Source organism: Halopelagius inordinatus, assembly GCF_900113245.1.
Taxonomy (GTDB): Archaea; Halobacteriota; Halobacteria; order Halobacteriales; family Haloferacaceae; genus Halopelagius; species Halopelagius inordinatus.
Genome location: NZ_FOOQ01000001.1, coordinates 47,155 through 73,445, shown reverse-complemented (window position 1 = coordinate 73,445; position 26,291 = coordinate 47,155). Strand labels below are relative to the sequence as shown.

At 65.3% G+C, this 26,291-nt stretch carries 25 protein-coding genes; 13 read left to right on the top strand and 12 right to left on the bottom strand.

Annotation, left to right across the window (positions count from 1 at the left end; all coding sequences use genetic code 11):
* Window positions 1-103 precede the first annotated feature (103 nt).
* The 6 genes from BM167_RS00365 to BM167_RS00340 all read right to left on the bottom strand — a co-directional run bounded on the left by BM167_RS00365 (window position 104) and on the right by BM167_RS00340 (window position 6,402).
* Window positions 104-1,432, bottom strand: coding sequence for a ferritin-like domain-containing protein (locus tag BM167_RS00365; protein ID WP_092887131.1), 1,329 nt, complete (start codon window positions 1,430-1,432; stop codon window positions 104-106).
* A gap of 101 nt (window positions 1,433-1,533) precedes the next feature.
* Window positions 1,534-3,342, bottom strand: a complete 1,809-nt coding sequence (locus tag BM167_RS00360) for an SLC13 family permease (RefSeq protein ID WP_092890987.1) — start codon at window positions 3,340-3,342, stop codon at window positions 1,534-1,536.
* A 144-nt stretch (window positions 3,343-3,486) separates the two neighbouring features.
* Window positions 3,487-3,714, bottom strand: coding sequence for a hypothetical protein (locus BM167_RS00355; RefSeq protein WP_092887128.1), 228 nt, complete (start codon window positions 3,712-3,714; stop codon window positions 3,487-3,489).
* A 218-nt stretch (window positions 3,715-3,932) separates the two neighbouring features.
* Complete coding sequence (locus BM167_RS00350) at window positions 3,933-5,141, bottom strand: Tm-1-like ATP-binding domain-containing protein (protein WP_092887125.1); 1,209 nt, start codon at window positions 5,139-5,141, stop codon at window positions 3,933-3,935.
* Entirely contained in the window at window positions 5,138-5,572 is a 435-nt protein-coding gene (locus BM167_RS00345) for a cupin domain-containing protein (RefSeq protein WP_092887122.1), read from the bottom strand. Before BM167_RS00345 ends, BM167_RS00350 begins: the two co-directional genes overlap by 4 nt.
* Window positions 5,569-6,402: a phosphoenolpyruvate hydrolase family protein gene (locus tag BM167_RS00340; RefSeq protein WP_092887119.1), complete on the bottom strand. Its 834-nt coding sequence runs from the start codon at window positions 6,400-6,402 to the stop codon at window positions 5,569-5,571. Before BM167_RS00340 ends, BM167_RS00345 begins: the two co-directional genes overlap by 4 nt.
* A 147-nt stretch (window positions 6,403-6,549) precedes the next feature.
* On the opposite strand from BM167_RS00340, the gene BM167_RS00335 reads away from it, so the two are divergent.
* The 4 genes from BM167_RS00335 (at window position 6,550) to BM167_RS00320 (ending at window position 9,474) form a co-directional block, all read left to right on the top strand.
* Entirely contained in the window at window positions 6,550-6,867 is a 318-nt protein-coding gene (locus BM167_RS00335; protein ID WP_092887115.1) for a DUF5783 family protein, read from the top strand.
* Between the two features lie 120 nt (window positions 6,868-6,987).
* Complete coding sequence (locus tag BM167_RS00330; RefSeq protein WP_092887112.1) at window positions 6,988-7,350, top strand: NifU family protein; 363 nt, start codon at window positions 6,988-6,990, stop codon at window positions 7,348-7,350.
* Window positions 7,351-7,471: 121 nt separating this feature from the next.
* Complete coding sequence (locus BM167_RS00325) at window positions 7,472-9,010, top strand: sulfatase (protein ID WP_092887109.1); 1,539 nt, start codon at window positions 7,472-7,474, stop codon at window positions 9,008-9,010.
* 176 nt (window positions 9,011-9,186) lie between these two features.
* Complete coding sequence (locus tag BM167_RS00320) at window positions 9,187-9,474, top strand: hypothetical protein (RefSeq protein ID WP_092887106.1); 288 nt, start codon at window positions 9,187-9,189, stop codon at window positions 9,472-9,474.
* Between the two features lie 159 nt (window positions 9,475-9,633).
* Here BM167_RS00320 and BM167_RS00315 read toward each other — a convergent pair whose 3' ends face one another.
* The 6 genes from BM167_RS00315 to BM167_RS18260 all read right to left on the bottom strand — a co-directional run bounded on the left by BM167_RS00315 (window position 9,634) and on the right by BM167_RS18260 (window position 17,409).
* Window positions 9,634-9,960 (bottom strand): DMT family transporter, encoded by a 327-nt coding sequence (locus BM167_RS00315; RefSeq protein ID WP_092887102.1) that lies wholly within the window; start codon window positions 9,958-9,960, stop codon window positions 9,634-9,636.
* Window positions 9,961-10,024: 64 nt separating this feature from the next.
* Complete coding sequence (locus tag BM167_RS00310) at window positions 10,025-10,921, bottom strand: ketopantoate reductase family protein (RefSeq protein WP_092887099.1); 897 nt, start codon at window positions 10,919-10,921, stop codon at window positions 10,025-10,027.
* A gap of 82 nt (window positions 10,922-11,003) precedes the next feature.
* Window positions 11,004-11,309 carry a DUF7130 family rubredoxin-like protein gene (locus tag BM167_RS00305; protein WP_092887096.1) on the bottom strand — a complete coding sequence of 102 codons (306 nt, stop codon included), beginning with the start codon at window positions 11,307-11,309 and terminating at the stop codon, window positions 11,004-11,006.
* A 197-nt stretch (window positions 11,310-11,506) separates the two neighbouring features.
* Window positions 11,507-16,618, bottom strand: a complete 5,112-nt coding sequence (locus BM167_RS00300; protein ID WP_092887093.1) for a DNA polymerase II large subunit — start codon at window positions 16,616-16,618, stop codon at window positions 11,507-11,509.
* A gap of 3 nt (window positions 16,619-16,621) precedes the next feature.
* A complete protein-coding gene (locus BM167_RS00295) occupies window positions 16,622-17,041 on the bottom strand; it encodes a PPC domain-containing DNA-binding protein (protein ID WP_092887090.1) in 420 nt (139 codons plus the stop codon).
* A 200-nt stretch (window positions 17,042-17,241) separates the two neighbouring features.
* Window positions 17,242-17,409 carry a DUF7556 family protein gene (locus tag BM167_RS18260; RefSeq protein WP_177213253.1) on the bottom strand — a complete coding sequence of 56 codons (168 nt, stop codon included), beginning with the start codon at window positions 17,407-17,409 and terminating at the stop codon, window positions 17,242-17,244.
* A 267-nt stretch (window positions 17,410-17,676) separates the two neighbouring features.
* On the opposite strand from BM167_RS18260, the gene BM167_RS00290 reads away from it, so the two are divergent.
* The 9 genes from BM167_RS00290 to lysW all read left to right on the top strand — a co-directional run bounded on the left by BM167_RS00290 (window position 17,677) and on the right by lysW (window position 26,291).
* The gene (locus BM167_RS00290; RefSeq protein WP_092887087.1) at window positions 17,677-18,522 is read left to right on the top strand and encodes a CBS domain-containing protein; all 846 of its coding nucleotides are present in this window, start codon (window positions 17,677-17,679) and stop codon (window positions 18,520-18,522) included.
* Between the two features lies 1 nt (window position 18,523).
* On the top strand, window positions 18,524-20,317 hold the full coding sequence (gene glyS, locus BM167_RS00285) for a glycine--tRNA ligase (RefSeq protein ID WP_092887084.1): 1,794 nt from the start codon (window positions 18,524-18,526) through the stop codon (window positions 20,315-20,317).
* Between the two features lie 75 nt (window positions 20,318-20,392).
* Window positions 20,393-20,986, top strand: coding sequence for a diacylglycerol/polyprenol kinase family protein (locus tag BM167_RS00280; RefSeq protein ID WP_245781322.1), 594 nt, complete (start codon window positions 20,393-20,395; stop codon window positions 20,984-20,986).
* A complete protein-coding gene (locus BM167_RS00275) occupies window positions 20,983-21,468 on the top strand; it encodes a cation:proton antiporter regulatory subunit (protein WP_092887078.1) in 486 nt (161 codons plus the stop codon). Before BM167_RS00280 ends, BM167_RS00275 begins: the two co-directional genes overlap by 4 nt.
* A gap of 3 nt (window positions 21,469-21,471) precedes the next feature.
* Window positions 21,472-22,662 carry a cation:proton antiporter gene (locus BM167_RS00270; protein WP_092887075.1) on the top strand — a complete coding sequence of 397 codons (1,191 nt, stop codon included), beginning with the start codon at window positions 21,472-21,474 and terminating at the stop codon, window positions 22,660-22,662.
* An 80-nt stretch (window positions 22,663-22,742) separates the two neighbouring features.
* Window positions 22,743-22,973: a hypothetical protein gene (locus tag BM167_RS00265; RefSeq protein ID WP_092887072.1), complete on the top strand. Its 231-nt coding sequence runs from the start codon at window positions 22,743-22,745 to the stop codon at window positions 22,971-22,973.
* Window positions 22,974-23,113: 140 nt separating this feature from the next.
* Complete coding sequence (locus BM167_RS00260) at window positions 23,114-24,403, top strand: argininosuccinate synthase (protein WP_092887069.1); 1,290 nt, start codon at window positions 23,114-23,116, stop codon at window positions 24,401-24,403.
* Window positions 24,404-24,406: 3 nt separating this feature from the next.
* Complete coding sequence (argH, locus tag BM167_RS00255; RefSeq protein WP_092887066.1) at window positions 24,407-25,873, top strand: argininosuccinate lyase; 1,467 nt, start codon at window positions 24,407-24,409, stop codon at window positions 25,871-25,873.
* 238 nt (window positions 25,874-26,111) lie between these two features.
* Window positions 26,112-26,291 carry a lysine biosynthesis protein LysW gene (gene lysW, locus BM167_RS00250; protein ID WP_092887063.1) on the top strand — a complete coding sequence of 60 codons (180 nt, stop codon included), beginning with the start codon at window positions 26,112-26,114 and terminating at the stop codon, window positions 26,289-26,291.

The following is a 26,291-nucleotide window of genomic DNA, read 5'->3' as shown; positions in this document are numbered from 1 at the left end:
TGGTGGGGGCGTCGAAACCGCAGTGAGCGTCGGCGGGGAATCGAGCGGTCGGATACCGGTGAGACGGCAGCGGGAGGGACGGAATTAGCCGATGGCGGCCAGGCTATCCCTGGATGAACTGGCCGGCGACCTCCTCGACTTCCTGCATCGTCATCGGCTGATCGACGCCGTCGGGGAACGGCGACTCGACGTTGAGTTCGTTGAGGAACGCTGCGTGTCGCGCCTCCACGCTGTGGATTCCGATGGCCGCGGAGAATATCTCGTCGTTCGAGACGGTCGGCGCAGCGCCGGCGTAGGCGGCCACGCCCGTGTTTTCGAGCGCTTTCGCGACCCCGAGGAACTCGGACGGCGTCTCGTAACCGAAGTCGTACGACGCCTCCTCGACGGGGGTACCCCCGAGGTCGGACACCGTCTGCGTCAGGGCGTCGACGTGCGCCGCCTCGTGTTCGCCGACCGTCTCCAAGTGACCGGGGACCGTCATCCGGAGTTCGTCGCCGTACTCCGAGAGCACGTCCGCCGCCATCAGTTCGTCGTCCGCGAACGTCTCCAGTCCCTCGCGGTAGAACGCGTTCTCCAGGTGTTCGAGCGTGAGCGCGTAGTTCAACACGTCGACGTCGGCGACGTCGTTCTCCTGTTTGCGGTCGTAGGCGGGCATCTCGCCGCCGTCGTCGCGCGTGAACGCCGCGGGGTCGACGTCGCTCGTGACGAACTGGCCGGCTATCTCCAGAACTTCCTCGACGGAGCGAGCCTCGTCGACGGCGTTCGGGAACGGCGCGTCTCCGTCGAGGAGATTGAGGAACGCGGCGTGTCGCGCCTCGACGCTGTGGATTCCGGCGGCCGCGGCGAGGACGTCGTTGTTCGTCACCTTCGGCGCGGCACCGGCGTAGGCGGCCACGCCCGTGTTTTCGAGTGCTTTCGCGACGCCGAGGAACTCGGACGGCGTCTCGTATCCGAAGTCGTACGACGCCTCCTCGACGGGAGTGCCGCCGAGGTCAGACACCGTCTGCGTCAGAGCGTCGACGTGCGCCGCCTCGTGTTCGCCGACCGTCTTCAAGTACGCCGGAACGTCCGTGCGGACGGTTTCGCCGAAGTTCGAGAGTACGTCCGCCGCCATCAGTTCGTCGTCCGCGAACGTCTCCAGTCCCTCGCGGTAGAACGCGTTCTCCAGGTGTTCGAGCGTGAGCGCGTAGTTCAGGACGGGGACGTCGGGGTTCGTCGGCTCTTCGGTCGGTTCTTCCGTCGGTTCCTCCGTCGGAGTCATCGTCTCGGTGCTCTCGGTCGTCGCCTCGGTTTCGGTCGCGCCGGAACCGCCGTCGCCCGAGCAACCGGCGAGTCCGACCGCCGCGAGTGCGGCGCCCGCGCCGAGTACGCGTCGACGAGTGTAGTTGTCGCGGCCGGTCGTCGCGTCGCGAGTGGGTTCGTCTGAGTTCATCGTCGCTCGGTTCGAGGGCGAGACGACACAAGAAGAAATTCCGAATTCCGACCAAACCGCGCACCGGTTCGGTTCTGATTCTCACCCAAATTGCACCGAACTCACGCGCCGAGGCCCCAGAAGAACGCGATACCGAGGACGGTGACGACCGAGAGGAGCAACTGCAACGGCGCTCCGACGCGGAGAAAGTCCGAGAACCGGTAGCCGCCGGGCCCGTAGACGAAGAGGTTCGTCTGGTAGCCGACGGGCGTCATGAACGCCGTGGAGGCGGCGAACGTCACGGCCAAGACGAACGCGAAGGCGTTCGCCCCGATAGACTGCGCCGCGCTGGCGGCGACGGGAATCATGAGTACGACGCTGGCGTTGTTGCTGATGACGCTCGTCAGCAGTCCGGTCGCGAGATAGAACACCCAGAGGACGCCTATCGCCGGTAGGAACGTCGCCGTCGCCGCGACGGCGTCTCCGAGAAGCGCGGCGGCACCGGTCTGCTGGAGGGCGGTTCCGAGGGGGATGACCCCCGCCAAGAGGAAGATGACGTTCCACTCGACGGACGAGTACAGTTCGGTCGGTTTGAGGACGCCCGTAAAGACCATGGCGACCACCCCCGCCAACGCCGAGACGACGATGGGGAGGACGTCCAACGCGGGTAACGCGACGACTCCGCCGATGATGGCGACCGCGAACGGAATCTTGTCGCTCCGGTAGTCCGCGTCGTCGAACTCGTGGGCGACGATGAAGTCCTCGTTCTGGACGAGTCGCGCGAGGCTGTCGGGCGGCGCCTGCACGAGGACGGTGTCGCCGACGCGGATGCGGATGTCCTCGAATCGGTCGCGTATCACGTCGCCGCGGGTCCGAAACGCGAGGACGTTCGCGTCGTAGCGCTGTCGAAACGACGAACTCGCCAGCGTCTCCCCGACGAGGAACGACCCCGAGGGGATGACGACTTCGACGAGGACGGGTTCTTCCCCGTCCGGGTCCAGGTCGTCTTCGGTCTGCGGCCCGCCCGCGAACACGAGCCCCTCCGCGTCCATGATCCGTTCGAGCGTCTGTCGGTTCGTCCGGAGGCGGAGCGTGTCGCTCTCGTGAATCTCCTTTCGGCTCAGTGGGTCCGAAAAGCGCTCTCCGTACCGGATTAGCTGGAGTACGTCGATGTCGAGGTCGTCGTCGCCGAGGGCTTCGCCGACGGTCTGCCCGATCAGCGGCGAGTTCGCCGGGACGACGACGTCCGCGAGGTACTCTTGGAGGGCGTACTCCTCTACGAGGTCCTCTTCGGCCGGTACCCGTTCGGGAAGCAGTCGGACGCCGACGGTCATGAGGTAGACTGCTCCCACCGCGAACACGACGACGCCGAGTTTGGTGAACTCGAACATCGAGAACGCGCGCAGTCCGAGTTCGGGCGACTCCGCCCCGATTTGGGCCGCGATGTCGCTGGCGAGGATGTTCGTCGAGGTTCCGATGAGCGTCAGCGTCCCCCCGAGCATCGAGGCGAACGACAACGGCATGAGCAACTTCGACGGCGACGTCTTCCCCTCGTGCGCGAGGTCGGCGATGACGGGGACCAGTATCGCGACGACCGGGGTGTTGTTGACGAACCCCGAGACGGGGCCGGTGACGCCGATGGTGGCGGCGAGTTGTTTGCGTTGGTCGGACCCCGCGAACGCGGCCATCTTCCGACCGATCAACTGGACGATGCCGGTCCGGTTGATGCCGGTACTCAGGATGAGCATCGCCAGCACAGTGATGGTCGCGGGGCTGGCGAAGCCGGCGATACCCTCTCGCGGGGTGATCTGCGTCCACGGTTCGAGAACCATCAACAGAACCATGATCGAGATGGCGGTGACGTCTATCGGGAACCACTCCGTCGCGAAGAGAACGAGTGCGAGAAGGATGAGTGCGAAGACGACGAGCATATCGCCCGTCACGGGAGTCGAAGCCACGCTCTGAAGCGTCAGAGCGGGCAGAGAGAAAGCCATACTGAACCGAGACGGTAACGAGGGAAAAGGACTCGTATCCGAGTCCTCGCCCGGCGACCGGCGGATTACGGGAGACGGCGGTCAGTCGTCGTATCGCTCGTAGGTTATCGTCAGTTTTCCGTCCGCCGGTCGCTTCGCCGCGTCCCGGAGCGCTTCGAACTCCCGAAGCAGAGCGTCGGCGTCTTCGGTACCCTCTCTGACGCTTCGTGACTCCTCTCGAATCGTATCGTACGCCTGCTCTAAGATACGCCGGGCGGCGTACGAATCTGTCTTCGAGTCGATATCGAAGGAGGCCTCGTGTCGAGACATACCCGTACGTGGGTCTCCAGTGGGATAACAGTCGTCACGAGTCGGATACAGCGGTGGTATCTGTCGGTTTTTTCCGGGAAGACGCGCTAGGACGCTCTCTTACCCGGGTTGGGTCGACTCCGCGAGAAACGCCGACGAACCGTCGATAAATCGAATAGCGCGATACGAAATGTGGAGGTGTGGTCTGAGTCCGAGACTGTCACGGGTCCCTGTCTCTCTCAGGCACCCTCGAGGAACTCGTGGAGTTTCTCGGTCATCGCCTCGGCGAACGCCTCGTCGTTGATGTCCGCGTCGACTTCGACGAGTTCGACGCCGTCGTCGAGGTTCTCGCGGACGGCGTCGAACAGGGCGTCGTCCGCCGCCGGGTCGTGGAACTCCTCGCCGTCGGCGTCGAGCATGGAGACGCCTCGGAGGGGGAGAAACAGGGCCGTCGGTCCGGTAGCGCCGTTCAGTTTCTCCGCGAGGATGCGCCCGAGTTCCGCGTTTTCCTCGGGCGTCGTCCGCATGAGCGTCACCGTCGGGTTGTGGACGTGGAGGTGTCTGTCGCGGAACTCCTCGGGGACGTCCGCTTTCGGCCCGAAGTTCACCATGTCGAGTGCGCCGACGGAGACGACTTGCGGGACGCCGCGTTCGCCCGCCGCCTCCAGACGGTCGGGTCCGGCGCTGAGAACGCCGCCGACGAGTTCGTCCGCCAGTTCCGTCGTCGTCACGTCGAGGACGGCGTCGACGACGCCCTGTTCGACGAGGTTCTCCATGGCCTGGCCGCCGGTGCCGGTGGCGTGAAAGACGATGCACTCGTAGCCTCGGTCTTCCAACCACGCGCGGGCCGCCTTCACGCAGGGCGTCGTCACGCCGAACATGGTGACGGCGACGGTCGGACCGTCGGAGACGTCGACCGCTACCTCGTGCGACGCCATGCCCGCCATCGCGAGTGCGGCGTTCGAGATGACGCGCCGAGAGAGTTGGTTCAGTCCCTCGATATCGGCGACCGAGTACATCATCGCGATGTCGCTCGACCCGACGTAGGGTCGGGTGTCGCCGGAGGCCATCGTCGAAACCACCAGTTTCGGGACGCCGTAGGGAAGCGCCCGCATGGCCGTCGTGACGACGGAGGTGTTTCCGGACCCGCCGAGGCCGAGAACGCCGTCTAAGACGCCCTCCTCGTGGAGGCGTTCGACCACTCCGGCGGCCCCGCGGCCCATCGCGTCCATCGCCTCGCCGCGGTCACCGGCGTCGCGGAGCGACTGTATCGTCGTCCCCGCCTCTCTCGCGACGTCCGCGTTCGTCGTGTCCGGTTCGAAGGCGGGGTCGCCCATCACCCCCACGTCCACGACGTGGACGGAGACGCCGCGGTCCGTCAGCACGTCGCGGGCGAACGCGAGTTCCTCGCCTTTGGTGTCGAGTGTGCCGACGAGTGCGACGGTCACTCGCCGTCACCTCCGGCGTCTCGCGTCGGCAGTTCGCCCGGCGGAACGACGGTGCACTCGGGCATCTCGCGTAGCGTCTCCTCGGGTCCGGGCGGCGCGTACACCGCGAGGAGACGGAGCGTCTCCCATCCGGTGTTGACCGTGCTGTGGGGAACGCCGCGGGGGACGAACACCACCTCCCCGGCGTCGATGTCGCGCGTCTCCTCGCCGACCGTCTGTTCGCCCTCGCCGTCGAGGACGTAGAGAATCTCGTCGCTCTCGGGGTGGTCGTGCCGTTCGTGGCCCTTTCCCGGTTCGAGTCGTACCACGCCCGCGCTGAACCGCTCCGAACCGGTCACCTCGGGCGTGTTGAGCCATTTGAGGACGCCCCAGTCGAACACCAGGCTCTCGACGTCGTCGGGCGAGACGAACCGCGTTTCGTCGTCGCTCATAGCGAGATATCCTTGAAGTCGCGGGCTTGGTTCTCGATGGCCTCCTCCGTGGGGAGGCGTTCGATGCTGGACGCGCCGAAGAACCCCACGACGCCCTCGGTGTTCTCGAGGACGTGCCGCGCGTCGTCGGGCCACGCTATCGGTCCGCCGTGGCAGATGACGAGGGCATCCTCCTTTACCTCGACTGCGGCGTCGCGGATGTCCTGAACCCGCTCTGCGGCCGTATCGAGGTCCAACGACGTCTCCGCGCCGATGTCGCCGGAGGTGGTGAGACCCATGTGCGCGACGACGACGTCGGCGCCGGCCTCGGCCATCCGCCGCGCTTGGTCCTCGTCGAAGACGTACGGGCAGGTGAGCATCCCCTGTTGGGACGCCTCCCGAATCATCGCCACCTCCTCGTCGTAACCCATCCCGGTCTCTTCGAGGTTCTGCCGGAACTGGCTGTCCTCGTCTATGAGACCGACCGTCGGGAAGTTCTGGACGCCCGAGAAGCCCCGGCGTTTCAGGTCTTCGACGAACACGTCCATCTGTCGGAACGGGTCGGTGCCGTTGACCCCCGCCAGAACGGGCGTGTCTTCGACGACGGGAATCACCTCGTGACCCATCTCGACGACGATTTCGTTCGCGTCGCCGTACGGGAGCAGTCCCGCCAACGACCCCCGGCCGTTCATCCGGTACCGACCGGAGTTGTAGATGATGAGCAGGTCCACGCCGCCGCGTTCGGCGAACTTCGCCGAGATGCCGGTTCCCGCCCCCGCGCCGATTATCGGTTCTCCCGACTCGACCGTCTCCCGGAGTCGCGCAAGCGACTCCTGTCTCTCGAACTCCATGTGTGACTCACTGACGCAGTACATGATAACCAGTTGCAACTTTCACGGAGAGTGTGAACCGTCTGCAGAAACTGCAGCCGAAGAGCGGGGGCGAGTCGGCGCACCGGAACCACGCCGACTTTTATCCACGACGGCCAACGGCCGGGTATGGCCGACTTCGACCCCGAGAAGTTCGAGGACAAATACGTCCACTACTTCCCCGAGTTACAGCGCGCGTACAAGAACGCCTTCAGCACGATGAACGACGAGTTCGACTCGACGCTCATCCACGGCATCGACCAGCAGATTCTGAACGAGTCAGAGCCAGTCTACGAGGACGGCGAGTTCCGAGTCGAGTTGCCCGACGACCCCCACGAACGCCTGACGGACGTCGTCGTCGAAGCCGACAAACTGGACGCCACGCTCGACCGGTACAGAGAGGAGATTCGGAGCGAACTCCGGCGCGTCTTCGGCCTCGATTCCTGACGCCGACGGCACCGTCTCCGCGGCGGCGTTCGCCGCTCAGAGCGGTGAACTCCGGCGCACGTGCCGGCAGCCGACGGTCCGAACCAAAGGCCTAAGCCGGTTCGTACCGAACCCCGATACATGAGTACGGACGCGACCGACGGAGACGACGACCTCAAAGACCGGGTCACGAACTTCCTCCGCCGGAACTTCCCGCAGATTCAGATGCACGGTGGCTCCGCGGCCATCCAACACCTCGACCGCGAAGAGGGCGAGGTCACCATCATGCTCGGCGGCGCTTGCTCCGGGTGCGGCATCTCGCCGATGACCATCCAGGCCATAAAGAGCCGCATGGTCAAGGAGATTCCCGAGATAAACAAGGTCAACGCCGAGACGGGCATGGGCGGCGACGGTCACGGCGACAGCGGCATGTCTCCGTCCTTCCCCGGCGACACCGAAGACGGCGACGGCAGCAGCGACGAAGGCCCGCAGGCCCCCTTCTGAGGGTCGCGGTCGCAGAGTTCTCCGTTTTTCGCGCTCCACAGCGGTGCGACTCCATCGCAGGTAGCGACACCGAACGCCCGAGAACAGGAAGTTTATCCCGCGTACGCCCGCAGTCGGGGGTATGACCGAGTCGCCCGAGAACGTTCTCTTCGTCGTGATGGACACGGTTCGAAAGGACCACCTCACGCCGTACGGCTACGAGAAGCCCACGACGCCGACGCTGGAATCGTTCGCCGAGGAGGCGACGGTGTTCGAACAGGCCGTCGCCCCCGCGCCCTGGACCCTGCCGGTGCACGCGTCGCTTTTCACCGGGATGTATCCGAGTCACCACGGCGCGGACCAGGAGAACCCCTACTTGGAGGGCGCGACGACGCTCGCACAGACGCTCTCTGCGGCGGGATACGACACCGCCTGTTACTCCTCGAACGCGTGGATTACGCCGTACACCCACCTCACCGACGGCTTCGACGACCAGAACAACTTCTTCGAGGTGATGCCCGGAGAGTTCCTGTCGGGCCCCCTCGCGAAGGCGTGGAAGACGATGAACGACAACGAGTCGCTCCGGAAGATAGCGGACAAACTCGTCAGCCTCGGCAACACCGCCCACGAGTATCTCGCCGGCGGCGAGGGCGCGGACTCGAAGACGCCCGCCGTAATCGACCAGACGAAGTCGTTCATCGACGACTCCGAGGAGTTTTTCGCGTTCATCAACCTGATGGACGCCCACCTGCCGTACCACCCGCCCGACGAGTTCGCGGCGGAGTTCGCGCCGTGCGTCGACTCCACCGACATCTGCCAGAACTCGAAAGAGTACAACTCCGGGGCGCGCGACATCGACGACGAGGAGTGGGAGTCGATTCGAGGGCTGTACGACGCCGAAATCGCGCACATCGACGACCAACTCGGCCGCCTGTTCGACTGGCTGAAAGAGACCGGCCGGTGGGACGAGACGATGGTCGTCGTCTGCGCCGACCACGGCGAACTCCACGGCGAACACGACCTGTACGGTCACGAGTTCTGCCTGTACGACCCCCTCGTGAACGTCCCGCTGATGGTCAAACACCCGAAACTGGAGGAGGACCGCCGCGAGGACCAAGTCGAACTCGTGGACCTCTATCACACCGTCCTCGACGCTCTCGGCGTCGACGGCGGCGACCCCGCCGAACCCGGCGACGACGCCGTCGCACTCGACCGCACGCGGTCGCTTCTCTCGCAGTCGTACCGCGAGTTCGCCGAGGCGACGAACGACGACCCCGGACAACGAGGCGGCGGCGAGTACGCCTTCGTCGAGTACTCCCGTCCGGTGGTCGAACTCAAGCAGTTAGAGGAGAAGGCCTCGGACGCGGGCATCACGCTCCCGAAGGACTCGCGCTTTTACTCGCGGATGCGCGCGGCGCGCCGGACGGACGCGAAGTACGTCCGCATCGACCGCATCGAAGACGAGGCGTACCGCCTCGATTCGGACCCTCGGGAGACGACGAACCTCGCGGGCGAGGGCGACGAGGAGATAGAAGCGACGGAGGCGACGCTTTCGGAGTTCGAGGCGGCCGTCGGCGGTGCGTGGACCGACGCCTTGGACGACGACGTCTCGGACGACACGGTCGAAGAGATGGACGACGAGGCGCAAGACCGCCTCAGAGACCTCGGCTACCTCGAATGAGAGCCGAGGGCGTCGTCGGGGGGGTTCGAGGAGCGATACCGTGACGAGACCGGGTCGGTCTAGCGCCCATTCACCGCGAGAGCGGTTCGTTCGGCGCGGGAGCGGTTCCGACTCACTGCGGACGGGCCGAGCGGTACGATGCAGATGTTTATCGGCGTCGGAGGGGTAGTTAGTGTATGACCGTGAAATCCTCGCTCCGTCGCATCGCAGAGGTCGACGATTCCGTGACCGAGAGAGACGATATCGAACAGCAGTACGAGATGTACCAGAAGACGTTGGAATCGCTGGAGGACATCGACGCGGACGACGAGAACGAAGGAGTCACCGTCGTCACAGAGTGGATCGTCGACCAAATCGAGACGAACGGGAAGCGACCCAGTTCCAAGGCGGTGCGTCAACACGGCGCCAAGTTCTGCCGAAACAACGGATACGAGATTCCGAACGACTCTTGGCTCGGTCGGTAAGCCGACCTCCGTAGCGGCCGAATCACCGCGGAGTCGCTGGAAGAAGCGATAAGAATCCGCCGAAGCCATCCTCTTCGACGCGCTATTTCGGGCGAGAGGGTTCACAGAGAGTGTGCGCGAACCGCGACCGAACGCGGCGAGCGAACCGCGCCTCGGCGTTCAGCCCGCCAGACGCAGTCCGGTGACGCCCGCGACGATAGCCGTCAGACAGACCAGACGGGCGGGCGACGTGGACTCGCCGAACAGGACGATTCCGAGGATGACGGTTCCGACCGCACCGATTCCCGTCCACACCGCGTAGGCCGTCCCGACGGGCAGGATTTCGACGGCTTTCGCGAGACCGGCCATGCTCACGACGAGAGCGACGACGACGACCGCCGTCGCGCGGAGGTTCGAGAAGCCGTCCGCGTACTCCAGTCCGACGGCCCACACCGTCTCGAAACAGGCGGCCCCGAGGAGAACGAGCCACGCGGTCTGTTGGTTCATGCGCGTCAGTTCGAGAGACGGCCTCTTGACCGGCACGGAATCGGTCGCCCCGGTCGGAGAGGCGTCACCGGACGCCGCGGCCGGACTCCCACGCGCCCACCAGGTCCGCGAGCGTCCGGTTCGTCGGCGCGTCGACGCCGTGCCGGTCGGCGCGTTCGACGATCTCGCCGTGAATCGCGTCCACCTCGGTCCGGCGGCCCGACTCCACGTCTTGAAGCATCGACGACCGGTTGGCCGCGGTAGCCGAAATCACCTCCTCCAGTGCGTCGCGCGCGCCGCGGTAGGTGAGGCGGACGCCCTCGGCGCGGGCGATGCGAACCGTCTCGCGCACCGCGCGGTGGGCCGCCTCCGAGCCCGGACCGTCAGCGAGAGCGCCGTTCTCGACGCGGGCGAGAGCGGTGACGGCGTTGATACCGGCGTTGACGGCCAACTTCTCCCACCGTCGGCGGGGGACGTCCGTCGCGACGAGCGTTCGAATCCCGGCGTCGCGGAACGCCTTGCCGGCGCGTTCCGCGGCGGGGTGGGTGCCGCCGGGTCGCGGCCCCAGAACGACCCGGCCGACGCCGGTGCACTCGACGCGCCCGGGTTCTGCGAGACGCGCGCCGTACGTCGCAGTTCCGGCGAGAACCGTCGAATCGAGTCGAGACGCCAGCGTCTCCTCGGTCAGGCCGTTCTGTAGCGAGAGCACGGCGTCGAACGACCCCGTCGCGAGCGTTTCGGCGGCCTCGGCGGTGTCGAACGACTTCACCGTCACGACGGCGAGTTCGGCGGCGCGTCCCTCGCCGTCGGTGACCGCCTTCGGTGCGGTGTGGGCCGTCTCCGCGCCGGTGACGCGGAGGCCGTCCTCGCGAACCCGCGAGACGTGCGGGTCGCGGCCGACGAGGGTCACGTCGTGGACGCGCGCCAACAGGCCGCCGACGAGAGAGCCGAGACTGCCCGCGCCGAAGACGAGAATCTCCATACCGGACTCGACCACGGCCGACCGGAAAAAGCGGTTGGATGCTGTTCGGTGGGTCTCTCTTCCGTCCACGACCGATTCGGCCTCAGTCTTCGGTCCAGTACATCAGGTTCTCTTTCTCCGTCCCGCAGTTCGGACAGGTGTCCGGGAGGGGTTGGTCGTCGTCGTCGTCCAACTCGCCCATCTCGCCGCAGTTCGTGCACCGCCACATGAGTTCCGCCTCGCCGAACTCGTGGCCCGCCCGTTCGTGTTCGACGGACATCGCCTCGATACCGTCCTCGGTCGTGACGTAGAAGCCGTCGTCGTCGAACCCGCGGATGCTGCCGAGGGGGCGGCCGTCGTCTGTGTACACTGTCATTCCGATAGTCGGGGACGATTTCTCTTCGGACATGGACCGACGTTCGCCCCCCAGTCTGATAACTCTCCTCGCCGACATCTCTCGAAGCGACTCGCCGCGGTTGTCGAACGTCCACTGACGGCACTGAGAGTCGAAAGAACGGTCAGATAGCGAGAAGCCGATTCGCCCTCGGCAGTGCGGTTTTTCCTCCAGGTTTTTCGGGGGCGCGGCGCGCCCCCGAAAAAAGTGGGTTACATGAAGTCCGATATCTTCGAGGCTTTGTTCTTGTCGTTCTCGAAGATGGATTCAAGGCTCTTTTCGAGCACTTCGAGTCGCTGTTTCGTGTAGTCGCGGCAGCCGAACTCCTCGGCCACCCGAATCGCGGTGTCCATGTACTTGTTCACCGACCCACGGTGGACGGTCAGGTTGACCCGGCCGCCGCACTCGCGGCAGTCGCCGGTCAGCGGCATTCTCCGATATTTCTCGCCGCAGTCGAGACACCGCGTCTCCTGTCTGGCGAACGCGCGGAGGTTGCCGATGAGGTCAGGCAGGAAGTGGTACTCGATGACGCGTTCGGCCACGTCGGTTTCGTCCACCGAACGGAGGTTCCGCGAGAGGGCCAACTGCGCGTCCATCTTCTCCATCATCGACCCGAGCGTCTTGTACGCCGAGAGGTCCGGGCCGAGAGCGATGTCCGTGGTGTCGTGGGTGTGGTCGAACCCCCGATACTCGTCGTCGGTGCCGAGGGTGTCCTCGCCGAGTTTGATCAGGTCCTCGACTTCGCCGGGGTCCGCCATCGAGAGCGTCGCCTCGTAGAACTCCCGAGGATAGCGCCGGACGATGTCCATGTTGTGCGCCTCGTCGTCTATCTCGGAGGGGTCGATGCGCGAGGACATCACGAGGGGCGCGTCCATCTGTCCGCCGCGCTTGTCGGGGAGGAACTGTTTCGAGAAGTTGAGAAGACCGTCCATGAGCAGCATCACGCAGTCCTCGTCGCCGTCACATTGCTTTGCCGACAGGTCATTCGCTATTAACGAGTGCGTGTCCGCGACAGTGAGACAGTACGTGTGGTCAGTATCCGAGACTACGTGTTCCACTGAGTCGATAGACTCGACTAAGTACTCCCCGGTGCCGCCGTCGAAGACCCGTCGAGCGGCCGGTGAGACGGAGTCCAACTGGGACCGAAGCTGCTGCTCTTTCCGCGTTAGATGGAACCCGACTCGTCGAGCAAACCGCGCGGCGTCGGACGAGGTGACGTGGACGACGTAGGAAGGAGCCGACATCGACTGATCGTCGATATCGTAGTAGTCGGGGAATTTCTCGCACAGAGGTGTTGGTTCTACGATGTCAGCTTTCGCGGCGATTCCTATGCGAGTGAGTAGCGCGAGGATGTCTTCTTTGAGTTCGGGGCTGACAGTCGTCGCAGTGACTTCTAAGGCGTTAGAAACGACGGAGCCGTCCCCGCTGAAGTAGCCCCGGAGATACGCTTCGACGAGGGAATCCGACGAATCGAAGAGGAACTGTGGGACGCACTTCTCGTCCGCGAATACACCGGCATCGAGAACGGTATCGAAGAACGTCCTCAGCAGACGCCCGGAGACCGTGACTTTTGCCTCGTTTTCGCGGTACGGTTCGACACCGAACGTATCTTCGAGCGTCTCCACGAAGAAGCCGCGAGCTTCCGCTTCCGTACCGCAGATGGTCGTCTGGTGGACGGCCCCTTTCGGCGTCTGTTGTTCCCGTGCAAATCCTTCTGCGGCATAGTAGCCGAGCAGAGTGGCGGCGTTTTCGTCCACGACCACACGCCTGTCGATAGCGGTACGGTCGCGTTTCATCCCGAGTTGAACGTCGTCCGGGATTTGCGAGAGGAGTTCCTCTCGCGTTTCGAACAGTTCAGCCAGAATCGAGACGGGGATACTCTCCCGATAGAGGTAGTTGCTGAGCCCCTTTTTCGTCAGTCCAAGATAGTCAGCAGTACTCTGAAGCGGATAGAACGTACCGTCCCACTCGTCGGAGAGAGCGCTCTCGAATAGGTCGTACAGCACGTCTTTGTCCAGACCGCGAATGGTGAGTCTGTCGGCCGGGAATTCGTCGAGCGAGAGGAACTCGTCGAGAAGGTCGAACTCGGGAGTCTCGTGGCTCGCGTCGACCGCAGTTAGATGTTCGGGCGTGATGGCGTGGTCTTCGGTCGTCAACGCGGAGGCCCGCTTCGAGCGGATACCGTCACCGTCGAACACGTGTACCTCGTGGTCCGGCGTCACGGTCAACTCCCGCCCACCCCGCGTCTCGATACGGACCATGTGGTCCGGCGCGGGGTGTTTCGAGACGGCTTCGACCGGCTTCAGAACCTCCCCACCGGAGTCGTCGAGGGACGGTACGAACACGTCGCCGTCGAGTTCCTGCACGAGCGTTCCGAAGTCGTCCGTCGTCGGGTCGTCGAGACGCGATTCGACGAACTCTCGAATCCGCTCGTGGTGCCACGAGTCGTCCTCGTCGCGGTACCAGACTTTCGTCTCGGGGTGAAAGCAGTTCCGGCGTTTCGCGGCGTGAAAGTACGGATGAGCGTATCCGACCGCCGCCGAGGTAAATCCGACGACTCTGCCGACGACGGCGGCGGAGGTGTGCGGTGCCATCCCGAAGACGAGTTCGCCGATGAGTTCGTCGCGTTCCTCGACTTCGTAGAACGGGTCGAGGTCGTAGAACTGCTCTAACAGGTCGTCGACGAAGTTTGCCGTCTTCAGCATGTGTTCGGCCGCGCCGTCCGAGAGGACGATGTCTTGGACTTTGAGTTCGACGAGTTGGTCGTCGAACTGGAGCGGTTCGCCGTCGATGTCCGTCTCGTAGCCGAGTTCGCGGAAGTGGCCCGCGGTCACGTCGAGTTCCTCGGGGCGGACGGAGGTGACCGGCAGGTCGGTCATGTCGTAGCGGACGGTGCCGTCTTTGAACGACGAGACGCCGTTTTTCGCGCGGAGGACGCCTTTCTCGATGGGTTCGGGCGTCTTGTTCGAGGAGGTCAGCCCCTTCACGCCTTTCAGAATCGGAAACGAGGACTCGCGTTCGCCCACGTTTTCGAGGGCCTCGCGCAGTTCCGTCGAGAGGTCGATGCCGAACCAGTCCGTGCTCTCTACGTCGCGTTCGCACCGGTCGCAGTAGACCCGTCCGGACTCGTCGGGTTCGTGGACGGTGCCGCAGTCCTCGCACTCGTAGTGCGGTTCGGTGTGGGCGTCGCAGGCGGGACACTTCGACTTGAACGTGTGTGTGCCGCAGTCCGGACAGGCCCTGTCGCCGACGCGGACGTTCACCTCGCCGCGGACGCCGTCGTCGTTTCGGGCGCGGGCGGCCTCGCTCACGTCGCGTTGGTTGCCGCCCATCTCGCCGATGGGAAAGAGCGTGTGGACCGCAGGCGAGAGGTCCCGCGACTCCGATTTCTCGGGGCGACCCATCCGGTTGCCGATGCGCGTCGGCGCGCGTTCGCGAATCTCGAAGGGCGCGACTTCGTTGACGGCCTTCACGGCGTTCTCGCCGCCCTCCCACTCGCGCGCCGCGGGCGAGAGGTCCGCCCACGTGCGTTCGAGGTCGGCCGTGAGTCCGAGAGAGCGAACGAGCGTCCGCCACTCGGGGACGCGAATCGTCTCGTCGGTCTGCGTGTGTTCGACGAGGAGGTGTTCGAGCGTTCGGCGGACCGCCTCCGTCCGGTCGAGTTCGAGGACGGCGTCGCCGCCCTGTGCGCCTTCGGGGTGGACCGCCACCCCGCCGTCGGATTCTACGTCCACGAGTCGGCCGTCGGCGGCGGCGTCCGCGAGCGTCTCGAACTCCTCGACCGTGACGTCGTGCCAGAGGTGGGTGTACTCGGGGTGAAGCGCGCAGTCGTACGTTTCGGCCCACTCTAAGGCGTCCTCGGGGGAGGGGTGTTCGAGGTCGACGCTCGGGTCGTCCTCGAACGCCTGCACGGGCGCGCCAGCGGCATCGAACTCCTGAATCCACCACTCGTAGACGTACGAGGCGGGGGCGAGCGGGTGGTTGTTCTCGACGAACTCGCCGAAGTTGACGAGGTACTCGCCGAGGTCCAGAATCTTCTCGACGCCGTTTCTGACCTCCAGGGCCTCCTTCGGGTCGTCGATTTGCCGCACGTCGCCGTTCGCGAGTCGGACCGTCGGCCCCTCGATGGAGTCGACGGGGACGACGCCGCCCGCCTTCCCGGGCCGTTCGGTCTTTATCTGCGTCCCGGTGGCGAGAAAGTCGTCCACCAGATGCATCGTCGCGGGATGGACACCCGCCGTCGCGAAGCCGTGGTTTCGAGACCGGCCGTATCGGAGCCTGAACCCGCCTTCGGCGCACGGATGTCCGAAGACGGGGCGACCGGCGATGAGGTCGCGAAGGTACTTCGTCGCCGGTTCGACGCGGGCGGGACCGGCGGGTTCGGCGGGGGAGTCCTCGGCCTCCGTCTCGTCCGCCTCCGCGTCCTCGCCGTCGCCGTCGTCGGCCTCGGAGTCGTCGGTCTCGGCGTCGTCCGCGCCGTCTTTATCGATGGTGCCGTCGATGAGGTCCTGTAGCCACGGCCAATCGACTTCGTCGAGTTGGCGCGTGTACCGCTGAATCTTCGGGGCCTTGAGGGCGATACCCTCGGCCATGACGAGACACATGCCGCCGCGCGCGGAGTTGGTGTCGACGCGGTCCAAGTCGCGGAACCCCGACACCTCCTCGTCGCCCGTCGCCTCGCCGTCGAGCATGATGGGCATGTGCTCTGCGATGAACTTCGTCTCCTTGTCCTTCGGCGAGTACTGGAGGCCGGTCTCTTTGTCGTAGAGGGCTATCTCCTCGGCGTATCGCTCTACCTCGATGTCTCTGGCTCTGTACTCGTCGATACCGAGGAGAGACCGGGCGTAGTCGGCGACGAGAACCGAGAGCGCTTGCGCCGTCCCGCCCGCGGAGCGAATCGGCCCCGCGTAGTAGACGTTGACGAACTCGGTGCCGTCGTCGTTCTCCAGAATCTCGACGCGGTCGATGCCCTCGATGGGGGCGGCGACGACGCCCTCGGTGAGGAGGGCGACGGCCGTCCGAACCGCGCCTTCGACCTTCCCCGCGCGGGAGTCGTAGTCGCCGACGGTCCCCTCGACGAAGTCGGTGACGAGTTCGAGGGCGGCCTCCTCGCGGGACATCTCCCCTTCGAGTTCGCGGACGCGTTCGGCCACGTCCGGGATTCCGAGGATGTTCTCGACGCGGTCGGCCATGTCTTTGGCGACCGGTATCTCCACCTCCGTCTCGGGGTCGTATCCCCGCGATTTCGCCGCGCGCGCCGTGTCGAACGCCTCGTCGAGGCGATCTTCGATGCGCGCGAAGTACCGTTCGTCCTCTTCTCTCACGGCTTACAACCAGAGGTCGAGGTCGGTCACGTCGTCGTGCTCCCGTTCGAGGGGGTCGTCGAACGCGCGGATGTACACCTCGCCAGCGAAGACGGTGGCGGCGTTGAGGTGACCCGCCAGCGACTGCCCGCTTCGTCGGGAGAGAACCGCGTGGGTGTGTGCGAACGGTTCGCCGTCGAGGAGGGCGACGTTACCGACGCAGGCGGCGACTTCGAGGGGTTCGTCGAACGTCACGGAGCGGTACTCCTTGTCGTCTTGGTCGTAGAACCAGACGTCCGCGTCCTGTACCGCGCCCATCGCGTTGAACCACGCCGACTCGATATCTTCGAGTTCGGCGAACTCCTCTATCTCTTCGCGCCAGTCCGCGCCGTTGTCCAACGAGACGAGAAACTCGCGACTGGACTCGACTTCCCGATAGTTCATGGAACACGCAACGGAAGACGACACCAAAAATCCTTCAGTCTGGACGGGGCCGCGACGGTCCGCCGTCGCTCACGGATGTCCGTTCTCGCCGTCAGTCGGTCGAAGAGAAACTGCGGCCCGACGGGCCGGGCCTCGAACGTCGAAGCGGTGAGACCGGACCGGGGACGTGGCGGCGCCCCCGGCCCGGCGGGCCTGACGCGTCAGGCCCAGTCTCGAAGCGACGGTGCGTCCTCTACCCGCATCGATATCCACGCCTCGTCGCAGGAGATGTCTGCGATGATGAACTCCGAGTGGGACGAACTGGAGTCCACCGAGGCCATGACCTCGGCGCGCGTCGCACCGATATTCGCCGTCGCATTCGGCGTCATGTTTGATACTGTGTAACAGTCACATATAAAGTCGTCGGAACGGGAATTCTCTTTTCGGATATCTTCGATAGAAAATGAACTAACGCGGGTCGATCCGGATAATACACCGTCCTTTATCGAGTTATGAGGTGAGGCGGTCGACGTACGGGCAGGGAGCGAGAGGAGGTTCGAGCCGGGAGCACCGACGGCAGAGACCGGTCGTATCGGTGCGGGAGGCGGTCGTACACCTTCGCAGACTACAAGAGGTGGCGGGCAGTATGGCGCGGTATGCACGTAGCCGACGCGATGACCCCCCGCGAGGACGTCGTTACGGTCGAACTCCCGGGGACGCGCGACGACGTTCTCGAATATCTCAAAGAGCGCGGCTTCTCCTCCGTTCCGGTCGTCAAGCGCGGCGAGAACGGAGAGGAGTACCGCGGACTCGTCTCGCGAGAAGACCTCATCGAACACCCAGACGAGGACCAACTCGCCGTCTTGATGAACGACGTTCCGACGACGACGAGAGACACGTCCGTAGAGGAGATAGCGCGTCTGATGGTCGAGGAGGGCTTCCGTCGCATCCCCGTCGTCGACGGCGAACTGGAAGGCATCGTCACCGTCACGGACGTGGTTCGCGCCGTCGCCCGCGGCGAAGTCGACTGCGACGCGATGGCCGACGACGTCGCGACCCACGACGTGAACACGACGTGGGTCGACACGCCGTTGACCGTGGCCGAGCGCGAGATATACTACGCGAACGTCCCCTACGCGGTTGCGCTGGGCGACGACGGACAGATGGCGGGCATCCTCACCGAGGTGGACATCATCGCCGTCGCGCGCGTCGTCGAAGGCGAGGACGGTACCGGCGACTCGATGGCCGGTCAAGAGGACGACTGGATGTGGGAGGGAATCAAGGGCATCGGCAACCGCTACGTTCCGACCCGGAACGTCGAGATGCCCGCCGAACCCGTCTCCGAGTTCATGAGCACCGAGATGGTGACCGTCTCGAAGCGAAAATCCGCCAAAGAGGCCGCACAGGCGATGATAACCGAAGACATAGAGCAGATTCCGCTGATGGGCGGCGACCAACTGCTCGGCATCGTCCGCGACATCGACCTGTTGGAGGCACTGTGAGATGAGCGGTGAGACCGAGGGCGAACGCCTCGCGGAACTGGCAAAGCGCCGCGGCTACTTCTTCGGGTCGAACGCGGCCTACGGCGGCGCGGCGGGCTTCTACACGTTCGGTCCGCAGGGCGCGGCGCTGAAGAGCAACGTCGAAGACGCGTGGCGCGACCGGTTCACCGTCCAGGAGGGGAACCTCGAAATCGAGGCACCCACCGTCATGCCCGAACCCGTCTTCGAGGCGTCGGGCCACCTCGACGGCTTCGACGACATGCTCGTCGAGTGCCCCGAGTGCGGAGAGTCCCACCGCGCGGACCACCTCATCGAGGACGAAACCGACATCGAGGACGCAGAGTCGTACCCCGTCGAGGAAGTCGAATCGCTCATCGCGGACAACGACCTGCGGTGTCCGAACTGCGGCGCGGAACTCGCGGGCGAGTCCGTCGAGGACTTCAACCTCATGTTCGAGACGACCATCGGTCCGGGCTCTTCGACGCCGGGCTACCTCCGTCCGGAGACGGCGCAGGGCATCTTCGTGGAGTTCCCGCGCATCAAAGAGTACGCGCGGAACAGCCTCCCGTTCGGCGTCACCCAGATAGGTCGCGCCTACAGAAACGAGATTTCGCCGCGAAAGAGCATCGTCCGCACCCGCGAGTTCACGCAGGCCGAGCTAGAGCAGTTCGTCGACCCCGAACGCGACGAACCCGACCTCTCGGCCGTCGAAGACGTGACGGTGACGCTCTATCCCGCCGCAGAACAGCAGAGCGAAGACGGCGAGTACGTCGAGACGACTATCGGCGAGGCGGTTTCGGAGGGTATCATCGGCGACGCGTGGGTCGGCTACTTCCTCGGTATCGCCCAAGAGTGGTACGAACGGGTCGGCGTGGACATGGACCGCTTCCGGTTCCGCCAGCATCTCGCGGGCGAACGCGCCCACTACGCCGCGGACTGTTGGGACGCGGAGAGCGAAGTCGACGGCGATTGGATCGAAATCGCGGGCTTCGCTTACCGCGGCGACTACGACCTCTCGAAGCACGGCGAACACGGCGACGACGACTTCACTATCTTCCGCCAGTACGACGAACCGAAGACGGTCGAACGCGCCGTCGTCGACCCCGACATGAGCGTTCTCGGCCCCGAGTTCGGCGGGAAGGCCGGAGATATCGCGGAGGCGCTCGACTCTCTCGCAGGACGTGACCCCGACGCCTTCGAGGGCGACGAGGTGACCGTCGAAGTCGACGGCGAGGAGTTCCGCGTGGACGCCGAGGTGGCGAACTTCAGCGTCGAACAGCAGACCGTCGCGGGCGAACACATCACCCCGCACGTCGTCGAACCGTCGTTCGGCGTCGATAGGACGGTGTACACGCTCCTCGCGCACGCTTACAGCGAGGACGAGGTCGACGGCGAGGAACGGACGTATCTCTCGTTGGACCCCGGCGTCGCCCCCACCGACGTGGGCGTGTTCCCCCTCGTCAGCAACGTCGACGCGCTGTTAGAGCGCTCAGAGAGCGTGGTCGAGACACTGCGCGAATCCGGCTTTTCCGTCGTCTACGACGATTCCGGGAGCATCGGACGGCGGTATCGGAGACAGGACGAAGTCGGGACGCCGTTCTGCGTCACCGTCGACAGAGACGGTATCGAAGGAGACGGCCCCGACACCGTCACCGTCCGCGCTCGCGACTCCGGACGGCAGGTTCGCGTCCCCGTCTCGGAACTCGTCGGGCAACTCCGCGCCCTCACGGCGGGCGACCGGACGTTCGACGAGGTGGCCGAGACGTACGAGGAAGTCACCGCCGCGGACGCCTGACAGAGCGTGAGTTCACCCACCCGTCCGAGCAACAGCGAGGTGAAACGTCGCCTCGTTCACGCTTCCGGCGTCGGACTGCCCCTCCTTTACCTGCTGGACTTCGTCACGTGGACGCAACTCGGATGGCTGATGGTGGGTCTCTCCGCGGTCGTCGCGGGTCTGGAGACGATTCGGCTCGTGGTCGGCCTCGACTGGACGGTGTTCGACGAACTCACCCGGTCCTACGAGGAGTCGAACCCCGCGGGGTACGCGCTGTACATCTTCAGCACGACGGCCGTCGTCCTCGTGTTCCGGCCCGCAATCGCCGTCCCGGGCATGCTGATGCTCGCCGTCGGCGACCCGGTGAGCGGTCTGCTCGGGCGGACGCGGAAGGCGGGCGAACGAAAGCGCGTCTCGACGCTCGCCGCGATGTTTCTCGTCTGTCTCGCGCTCGGACTCCCGTTTCTCGTCCCCGCGGCGGGACCGGTCGTCGGCGGCGTCGCCGCCGCCGCAGGTGCGGTGGGCGCGACGCTCGCAGACGGGATGAAACCCGTCGTCGCGGGCTACGTCATCGACGACAACCTGTCGATTCCGCCGACGGCCTGTCTCGCCGCCGCGGGCGTCCTCCTCGTCGTCGGGTGGGAACTCCACGAGGTGTTTTCACCGGTGCTACCGTACGTCGCGGTATGACAGTCTACGAGAGCGACCTCCCCGGCGTCGGGAAAAAACACGAGGTGGAGTTGGGCGACGGGTCGAGACTCGTCATCGTCACGCACAACACCGGAAAGCGGGAGGTGTACCGGCGTCCGGACAGAGACAGCGACTCCGAGAAACTGTTCGAGATGTCGGACCAGTTGGCGCGGCAGGTCGGAACCCTGCTCGAAGGGGCGTACTTCCAACCCGTCCAGACGCAGGCGATAGAGACGAGACTCGGCGACAACACCACGTTAGAGTGGGTGCACGTCGACGAGGACTCGCCTCTGGCGGGCACGACGCTGGCGGAGTCCGACCTGCGGAGAGAGACGGGCGCGTCCGTCATCGCCGTCGAACGCGACGACGAGGTGTTCGCGTCGCCCGGCGGCGACACCCGAATCGAGGCGGGCGACACGCTCGTCGTCATCGGGCAGAAGGACGCCTGCAAGCAGGTTGCGGCGTACGTCGAGGGCGAGTAGTCGATGGCGGCGGGACTGCTATCGCTGGGAGAACTGTTCGTCGTCGTCGCCGTCGCGGGCGCAGTCGCACTCCGTCTCGGACTCTCCGTCATCCCCCTGTACGTCGTCGGGGGCGTCCTCGCCGGACCGTACGTCGCCGGGCGGGCGGGGCTTCCGTACGTCGAAGGCGGTGAGACGGTGACGCTTCTGGCTGAGGTGGGTATCGTCCTCCTGCTTTTCTTCCTCGGGTTGGAGTTCAGCTTGGACCGACTCCTCGAGTCGAGGACGAAAATTACTCGCGCGGGCGCGATAGATATCGCCGTCAACCTCCCCGTCGGCGTCGGTATCGGCCTCCTCCTCGGGTGGTCTGTGGTCGAATCGCTCCTCTTGGGCGGCATCGTCTACGTCTCCTCGTCGGCCATCATCACGAAGACGGTGATAGACCTCGGCTGGATAGCCAACCCCGAGTCCGAACCGATACTCGGAACGCTCGTCTTCGAGGACCTCGTGATGGCGGCGTATCTCGCCTTCGTCACCTCCCTCGTCGTCGGCGGCGAGGGACTCGGCTCCGTCGCCGAGGGCGTGGCAATCGCCTTCGGATTTCTCGGCGTCCTGTTTCTCGCCGTGCAGTACGGGACGGCCTTCTTCGCGCGCGTCCTCGACGTTTCGGACCCGGAACCGTTCGTCCTCCGAACGCTCGGGGTGGTCGTCCCCGTCGCGGGCGCGGCGCTTTCGCTCGGCGTGAGCGAAGCGGTGGCGGCCTTCTTCGTCGGCATGGGTTTCTCGACGAGCGGTCACCGCGAGCGAATCGAGCGGACGCTGGCACCCGTCAGAGACGTGTTCGCGGCCGTGTTCTTCTTTTGGATCGGCGTCGGAACCGACCCGCGACTGGTGGCCGCAGTCGTCGTCCCCGTGGTCGTCGCCGTCGTCGTCACCACGCCGACGAAGGTTCTGACGGGCTATTTCGGCGGGCGAGTGTACGACCTCTCGGCGCGGCGGTCGGTCCGCGTCGGCGTCGGGATGGTCCCGCGCGGCGAGTTCTCGTTGGTCATCGCGGCGTTGGCCGCCGGCGGGTCCACGCAGGTGATGCGAGAGGTCATCCCCGCCTTCGCCGTCGGCTACGTCCTCGTGATGAGTGCGCTCGGAACCGTACTGATGGAGCGTTCCGACCTGGTCGAACGACTCGTGTTCCGGCGGAGTCCGGGGTCGGAGTAGTCGAAGTCAAGCGGCGACGCGAGTGGCAAGCTTTGCACCCCCGAAAGCGTTTAATACGGTGCGTTCGATACTGACTACCGATGACGAGGCTCTCGGAGGCCGCTCGGTTCGGCGTCCCCGGAGCCGCGCGTCTCGGTGAGACGGACCCCGAGACGGCCGTTCTCCTCACCTCGTCGCGTTCGGTTGCTGACGCGCGGCGGCGTCACCAGACTACGTCTGGTGGCCCGCGAGACGCAGTCTCGCGACGTCGTCGGACGCAGTCCGACGGGCCGCAGGGCGACGCCCTGCGACGGCGACGACCGGCCCTTTAGGGCCAACTATACTACACTCTTCGACGGTTTCGACGAAACGAACTCAATAGCTTTTAGCGACCCTATAGACATCTCTGCGCCTTTATTTCGTAAATTCAAACCGTGTAATTTATACCGAAGAGGCCACCACTCCGAAGTATATGACAAGCGTTGCACTCGCGTTCTCCGGTGGCCTCGACACGACAGTCTGCGTCTCGCTCCTGAAAGAGGAGTACGGCTACGACGAAGTCGTCGGCGTGACGGTGGACGTCGGACAACCACAGTCGGAGTTCGAAGAGGCAGAAGAGACGGCGAACGCGCACGGACTCGACCTGCACGTCGTCGACGCGAAAGACGAGTTCGCGGAGTTGTGTTTCGACTCGGTTCGCGCGAACGCGACGTACCAAGGCTACCCGCTCGGGACGGCGCTGGCGCGTCCGGTCATCGCGAACGCCATCCTCGACGTCGCAAAGGAGGAGGGCTGCGACGCGGTCGCACACGGCTGTACCGGGAAGGGTAACGACCAACTCCGCTTCGAGACGGTCTGGCGCGCCTCCGACCTCGACGTGGTCGCGCCCGTCCGCGAGATGGGTCTGACCCGCGAGTGGGAGATGGAGTACGCAGAGGAGAAGGGCCTGCCCGTCCAGAGCGGGAACGACGGCGTCTGGTCCATCGACACGAACCTCTGGAGTCGCTCCATCGAGGGCGGACAGCTCGAAGACCCGAGCTACGTCCCGCCGGAGGACATCTACGAGTGGACCGACGACCCGGCGAACGAGACGGGGACGGGCCTCGTCGAGATAACGTTCGAGAACGGCTACCCCACCGCCATCGACGGCGAGGAGATGGAGCCCGCGGACATCATCGAACATCTCAACGAGGAGGCGGGCAAACACGGCGTCGGCCGCACGGACATGATGGAAGACCGCATGCTCGGGCTGAAGGTCCGCGAGAACTACGAACACCCCGCGGCGACGACGCTTCTGACCGCCCACGAGGGACTCGAACAGCTCGTTCTCACGAAGGACGAACGCGACTTCAAGACGACCGTGGACAACGAGTGGTCCCAGAAGGGCTACGAGGGACTCGTCGAGTCCCCGCTGATGAAGGCGCTCGAAGGCTTCATAGAGCAGACCCAGACGAAAGTCACCGGCAAAGTCACCGTCAAGTTCGAGGGCGGGATGGCCCGCGCCGTCAGTCGCGAGAGCGACTTCTCGGCGTACTCCGAGGAAGCCGCGTCGTTCAACACCGAGACGGTCAACGGCATCACCCAACAGGACGCGACCGGCGTCGCGAAGTACCACGGCTTCCAGTCGCGCCTCGCGAACGCCGCCTACGAGAACGCGACGAAGGACAAGCCCGAACTCGCCACCGACGTAGCCGAGCAAAGCTCGTCTGCCCACCAGACGCTGTCTGGTGACGGCGCGGGCGAAGACGAAAGCGAGGAGTAGAGGATGACGGGCAAAGAGGAGTCGAGCGGAGTCGTCCGCCGCGACCGGTTCAGCGGCGGCCCCGCCCGCGAGTTCATGTCGAGTCTCGCCGCCGACGAGCGCATCTTCGCGGCCGACGTGGCCGTCGACCGCGCGCACGTGGTGATGCTCGAAGAACAGGGCATCGTCGAGTCCGACGTCGCCGCCGACGTCCTCGCCGCCCTCGACGACGTCGAGTCCGCGGGTCACGGCGCGCTTCCGGACGGCGAAGACGTTCACGAGGCGATCGAGACGGCCGTCATCGAACGCGTCGGCCCCGACGGCGGGAAGATGCACACGGCCCGCAGCCGCAACGACGAGGTGGCCGCCTGCATCCGCTACCGCCTGCGGGAGGACCTGCTTTCGGCCGTCGAATCGACGCTCGCGCTCCGCGAGTCGCTTTCGGAGACGGCCGAGAGACACGTCGAGACGGTGATGCCCGGCTACACCCACCTGCAGCCCGCGCAACCGACCACCGTCGCGCACTTTCTCCTGTCGTACGAGGCCGCCTTCGCGCGCGACACCGCCCGACTCCTCGACGCGTACGACCGGACGAACGTCTCGCCTCTCGGCGCGGCGGCCTTTGCGGGCACGCCGTTCGACGTGGACCGCGACAGAACCGCAGAGTTGCTCGGTTTCGACGGCGTCCTCGGCAACTCGATGGACGCGTCGTCGGCGCGGGACTTCCTCGCCGAATCGCTCGCCGCGCTTTCGACGCACGCGGTGACGCTGTCGGGACTCGCGGAGGACCTCGTCATCTTCGCGAACAAGGGGTACGTCGAACTCTCGGACGACTACTCCTCTACCTCGTCCATCATGCCCCAGAAGGTCAACCCCGACACGCTCGAACTCGTCCGCGCCACCGCGGGCGACGCCATCTCGGGACTCAACGGCCTGTTGACCACGCTGAAGGGCCTGCCCCGCGCGTACAACCGCGACCTGCAACGCGCGACGCCGCACGCGTGGCGCGCGGTGGACGACGTCTCGGCCGCGACGGAAGTCGCCGCCGGGGCCGTCGCCACCGCCGAGTGGCCCGAAGAGACGCTCTCTGCGGCGGCCGCGGAGGGATTCTCGACGGCGACGGGCGTCGCGGACGCCCTCGCGATGGCCGGACTGCCGTTCCGCACCGCCCACGAAGTGGTGGCGGAGGCGGCGGGCCGCATCGACGGGGGGACGCCCGACCTCGCAACACTTGACGCGGTCGCAGAGGACGTTTTAGGCGATACCCTGTTCGAATACGTGAGTCGTGAGCACGTCGAGAGAGCGCTCGACCCGACCTACAGCGTCGCCAGTCGCGACTCCGCGGGCGGCCCGGCCCCCGAGGCGGTCGCGGCGCAACTCGACGACGCGGCGGCGCAACTCGACGCTCACGAGGAGGGTCTCGGAGAACGGACCGCGGCCCTCGAATCGGCGGACGACCGACTCGCGGCGGAGGTGAACGCTCGTGTCTGAATCCACACTCTACTCGGACCAGACTACCGCACGGACCCACGGAGAGCCACTTCGACGAGTGCCGCGACGGCCACGACCGCCGTCCCCTCTCGGGGACGAATAACATATGGAATCTGACATACTTTCCACACGGTCGTTCTGTTCGCCTCTCTGACGCCGAGAGAGACTTCTCCGTTCTTTTAATTTCGATGATAAGTTCGATGGGTTTAAGTCTCTGCCTCGCTCAGCCGAAGATACGATGGCAGAAACCATTACCGCCGAAGATCCGCTGACCGGAGAAGAGATTCAGCTCCCCGCCGACGTCGAAGTCGGCGAAATCGTGGACAGTCCCGCCACTGGCACGGAACTCGAAGTCGTCTCTCTGGACCCCGTGACACTGGAGGAAGCACCCGAACTCGAAGAGGACTGGGGCGAGTGA

What these genes read in the sequence shown, in the direction of transcription:
- BM167_RS00320 (WP_092887106.1), top strand. Translation starts at nt 9,187, where the DNA reads ATGACCGTGAAATCCTCGCTCCGTCGCATCGCAGAGGTCGACGATTCC.
- BM167_RS18260 (WP_177213253.1), bottom strand. Translation starts at nt 17,409, where the DNA reads ATGACGCCGAATGCGACGGCGAATATCGGTGCGACGCGCGCCGAGGTC.
- BM167_RS00295 (WP_092887090.1), bottom strand. Translation starts at nt 17,041, where the DNA reads ATGAACTATCGGGAAGTCGAGTCCAGTCGCGAGTTTCTCGTCTCGTTG.
- BM167_RS00330 (WP_092887112.1), top strand. Translation starts at nt 6,988, where the DNA reads ATGAGTACGGACGCGACCGACGGAGACGACGACCTCAAAGACCGGGTC.
- glyS (WP_092887084.1), top strand. Translation starts at nt 18,524, where the DNA reads ATGAGCGGTGAGACCGAGGGCGAACGCCTCGCGGAACTGGCAAAGCGC.
- BM167_RS00365 (WP_092887131.1), bottom strand. Translation starts at nt 1,432, where the DNA reads ATGAACTCAGACGAACCCACTCGCGACGCGACGACCGGCCGCGACAAC.
- BM167_RS00265 (WP_092887072.1), top strand. Translation starts at nt 22,743, where the DNA reads ATGACGAGGCTCTCGGAGGCCGCTCGGTTCGGCGTCCCCGGAGCCGCG.
- BM167_RS00290 (WP_092887087.1), top strand. Translation starts at nt 17,677, where the DNA reads ATGCACGTAGCCGACGCGATGACCCCCCGCGAGGACGTCGTTACGGTC.
- lysW (WP_092887063.1), top strand. Translation starts at nt 26,112, where the DNA reads ATGGCAGAAACCATTACCGCCGAAGATCCGCTGACCGGAGAAGAGATT.
- BM167_RS00260 (WP_092887069.1), top strand. Translation starts at nt 23,114, where the DNA reads ATGACAAGCGTTGCACTCGCGTTCTCCGGTGGCCTCGACACGACAGTC.
- BM167_RS00340 (WP_092887119.1), bottom strand. Translation starts at nt 6,402, where the DNA reads ATGGAGTTCGAGAGACAGGAGTCGCTTGCGCGACTCCGGGAGACGGTC.
- BM167_RS00315 (WP_092887102.1), bottom strand. Translation starts at nt 9,960, where the DNA reads ATGAACCAACAGACCGCGTGGCTCGTTCTCCTCGGGGCCGCCTGTTTC.
- argH (WP_092887066.1), top strand. Translation starts at nt 24,407, where the DNA reads ATGACGGGCAAAGAGGAGTCGAGCGGAGTCGTCCGCCGCGACCGGTTC.
- BM167_RS00305 (WP_092887096.1), bottom strand. Translation starts at nt 11,309, where the DNA reads ATGTCCGAAGAGAAATCGTCCCCGACTATCGGAATGACAGTGTACACA.
- BM167_RS00325 (WP_092887109.1), top strand. Translation starts at nt 7,472, where the DNA reads ATGACCGAGTCGCCCGAGAACGTTCTCTTCGTCGTGATGGACACGGTT.
- BM167_RS00270 (WP_092887075.1), top strand. Translation starts at nt 21,472, where the DNA reads ATGGCGGCGGGACTGCTATCGCTGGGAGAACTGTTCGTCGTCGTCGCC.
- BM167_RS00275 (WP_092887078.1), top strand. Translation starts at nt 20,983, where the DNA reads ATGACAGTCTACGAGAGCGACCTCCCCGGCGTCGGGAAAAAACACGAG.
- BM167_RS00335 (WP_092887115.1), top strand. Translation starts at nt 6,550, where the DNA reads ATGGCCGACTTCGACCCCGAGAAGTTCGAGGACAAATACGTCCACTAC.
- BM167_RS00360 (WP_092890987.1), bottom strand. Translation starts at nt 3,342, where the DNA reads ATGCTCGTCGTCTTCGCACTCATCCTTCTCGCACTCGTTCTCTTCGCG.
- BM167_RS00355 (WP_092887128.1), bottom strand. Translation starts at nt 3,714, where the DNA reads ATGTCTCGACACGAGGCCTCCTTCGATATCGACTCGAAGACAGATTCG.
- BM167_RS00345 (WP_092887122.1), bottom strand. Translation starts at nt 5,572, where the DNA reads ATGAGCGACGACGAAACGCGGTTCGTCTCGCCCGACGACGTCGAGAGC.
- BM167_RS00310 (WP_092887099.1), bottom strand. Translation starts at nt 10,921, where the DNA reads ATGGAGATTCTCGTCTTCGGCGCGGGCAGTCTCGGCTCTCTCGTCGGC.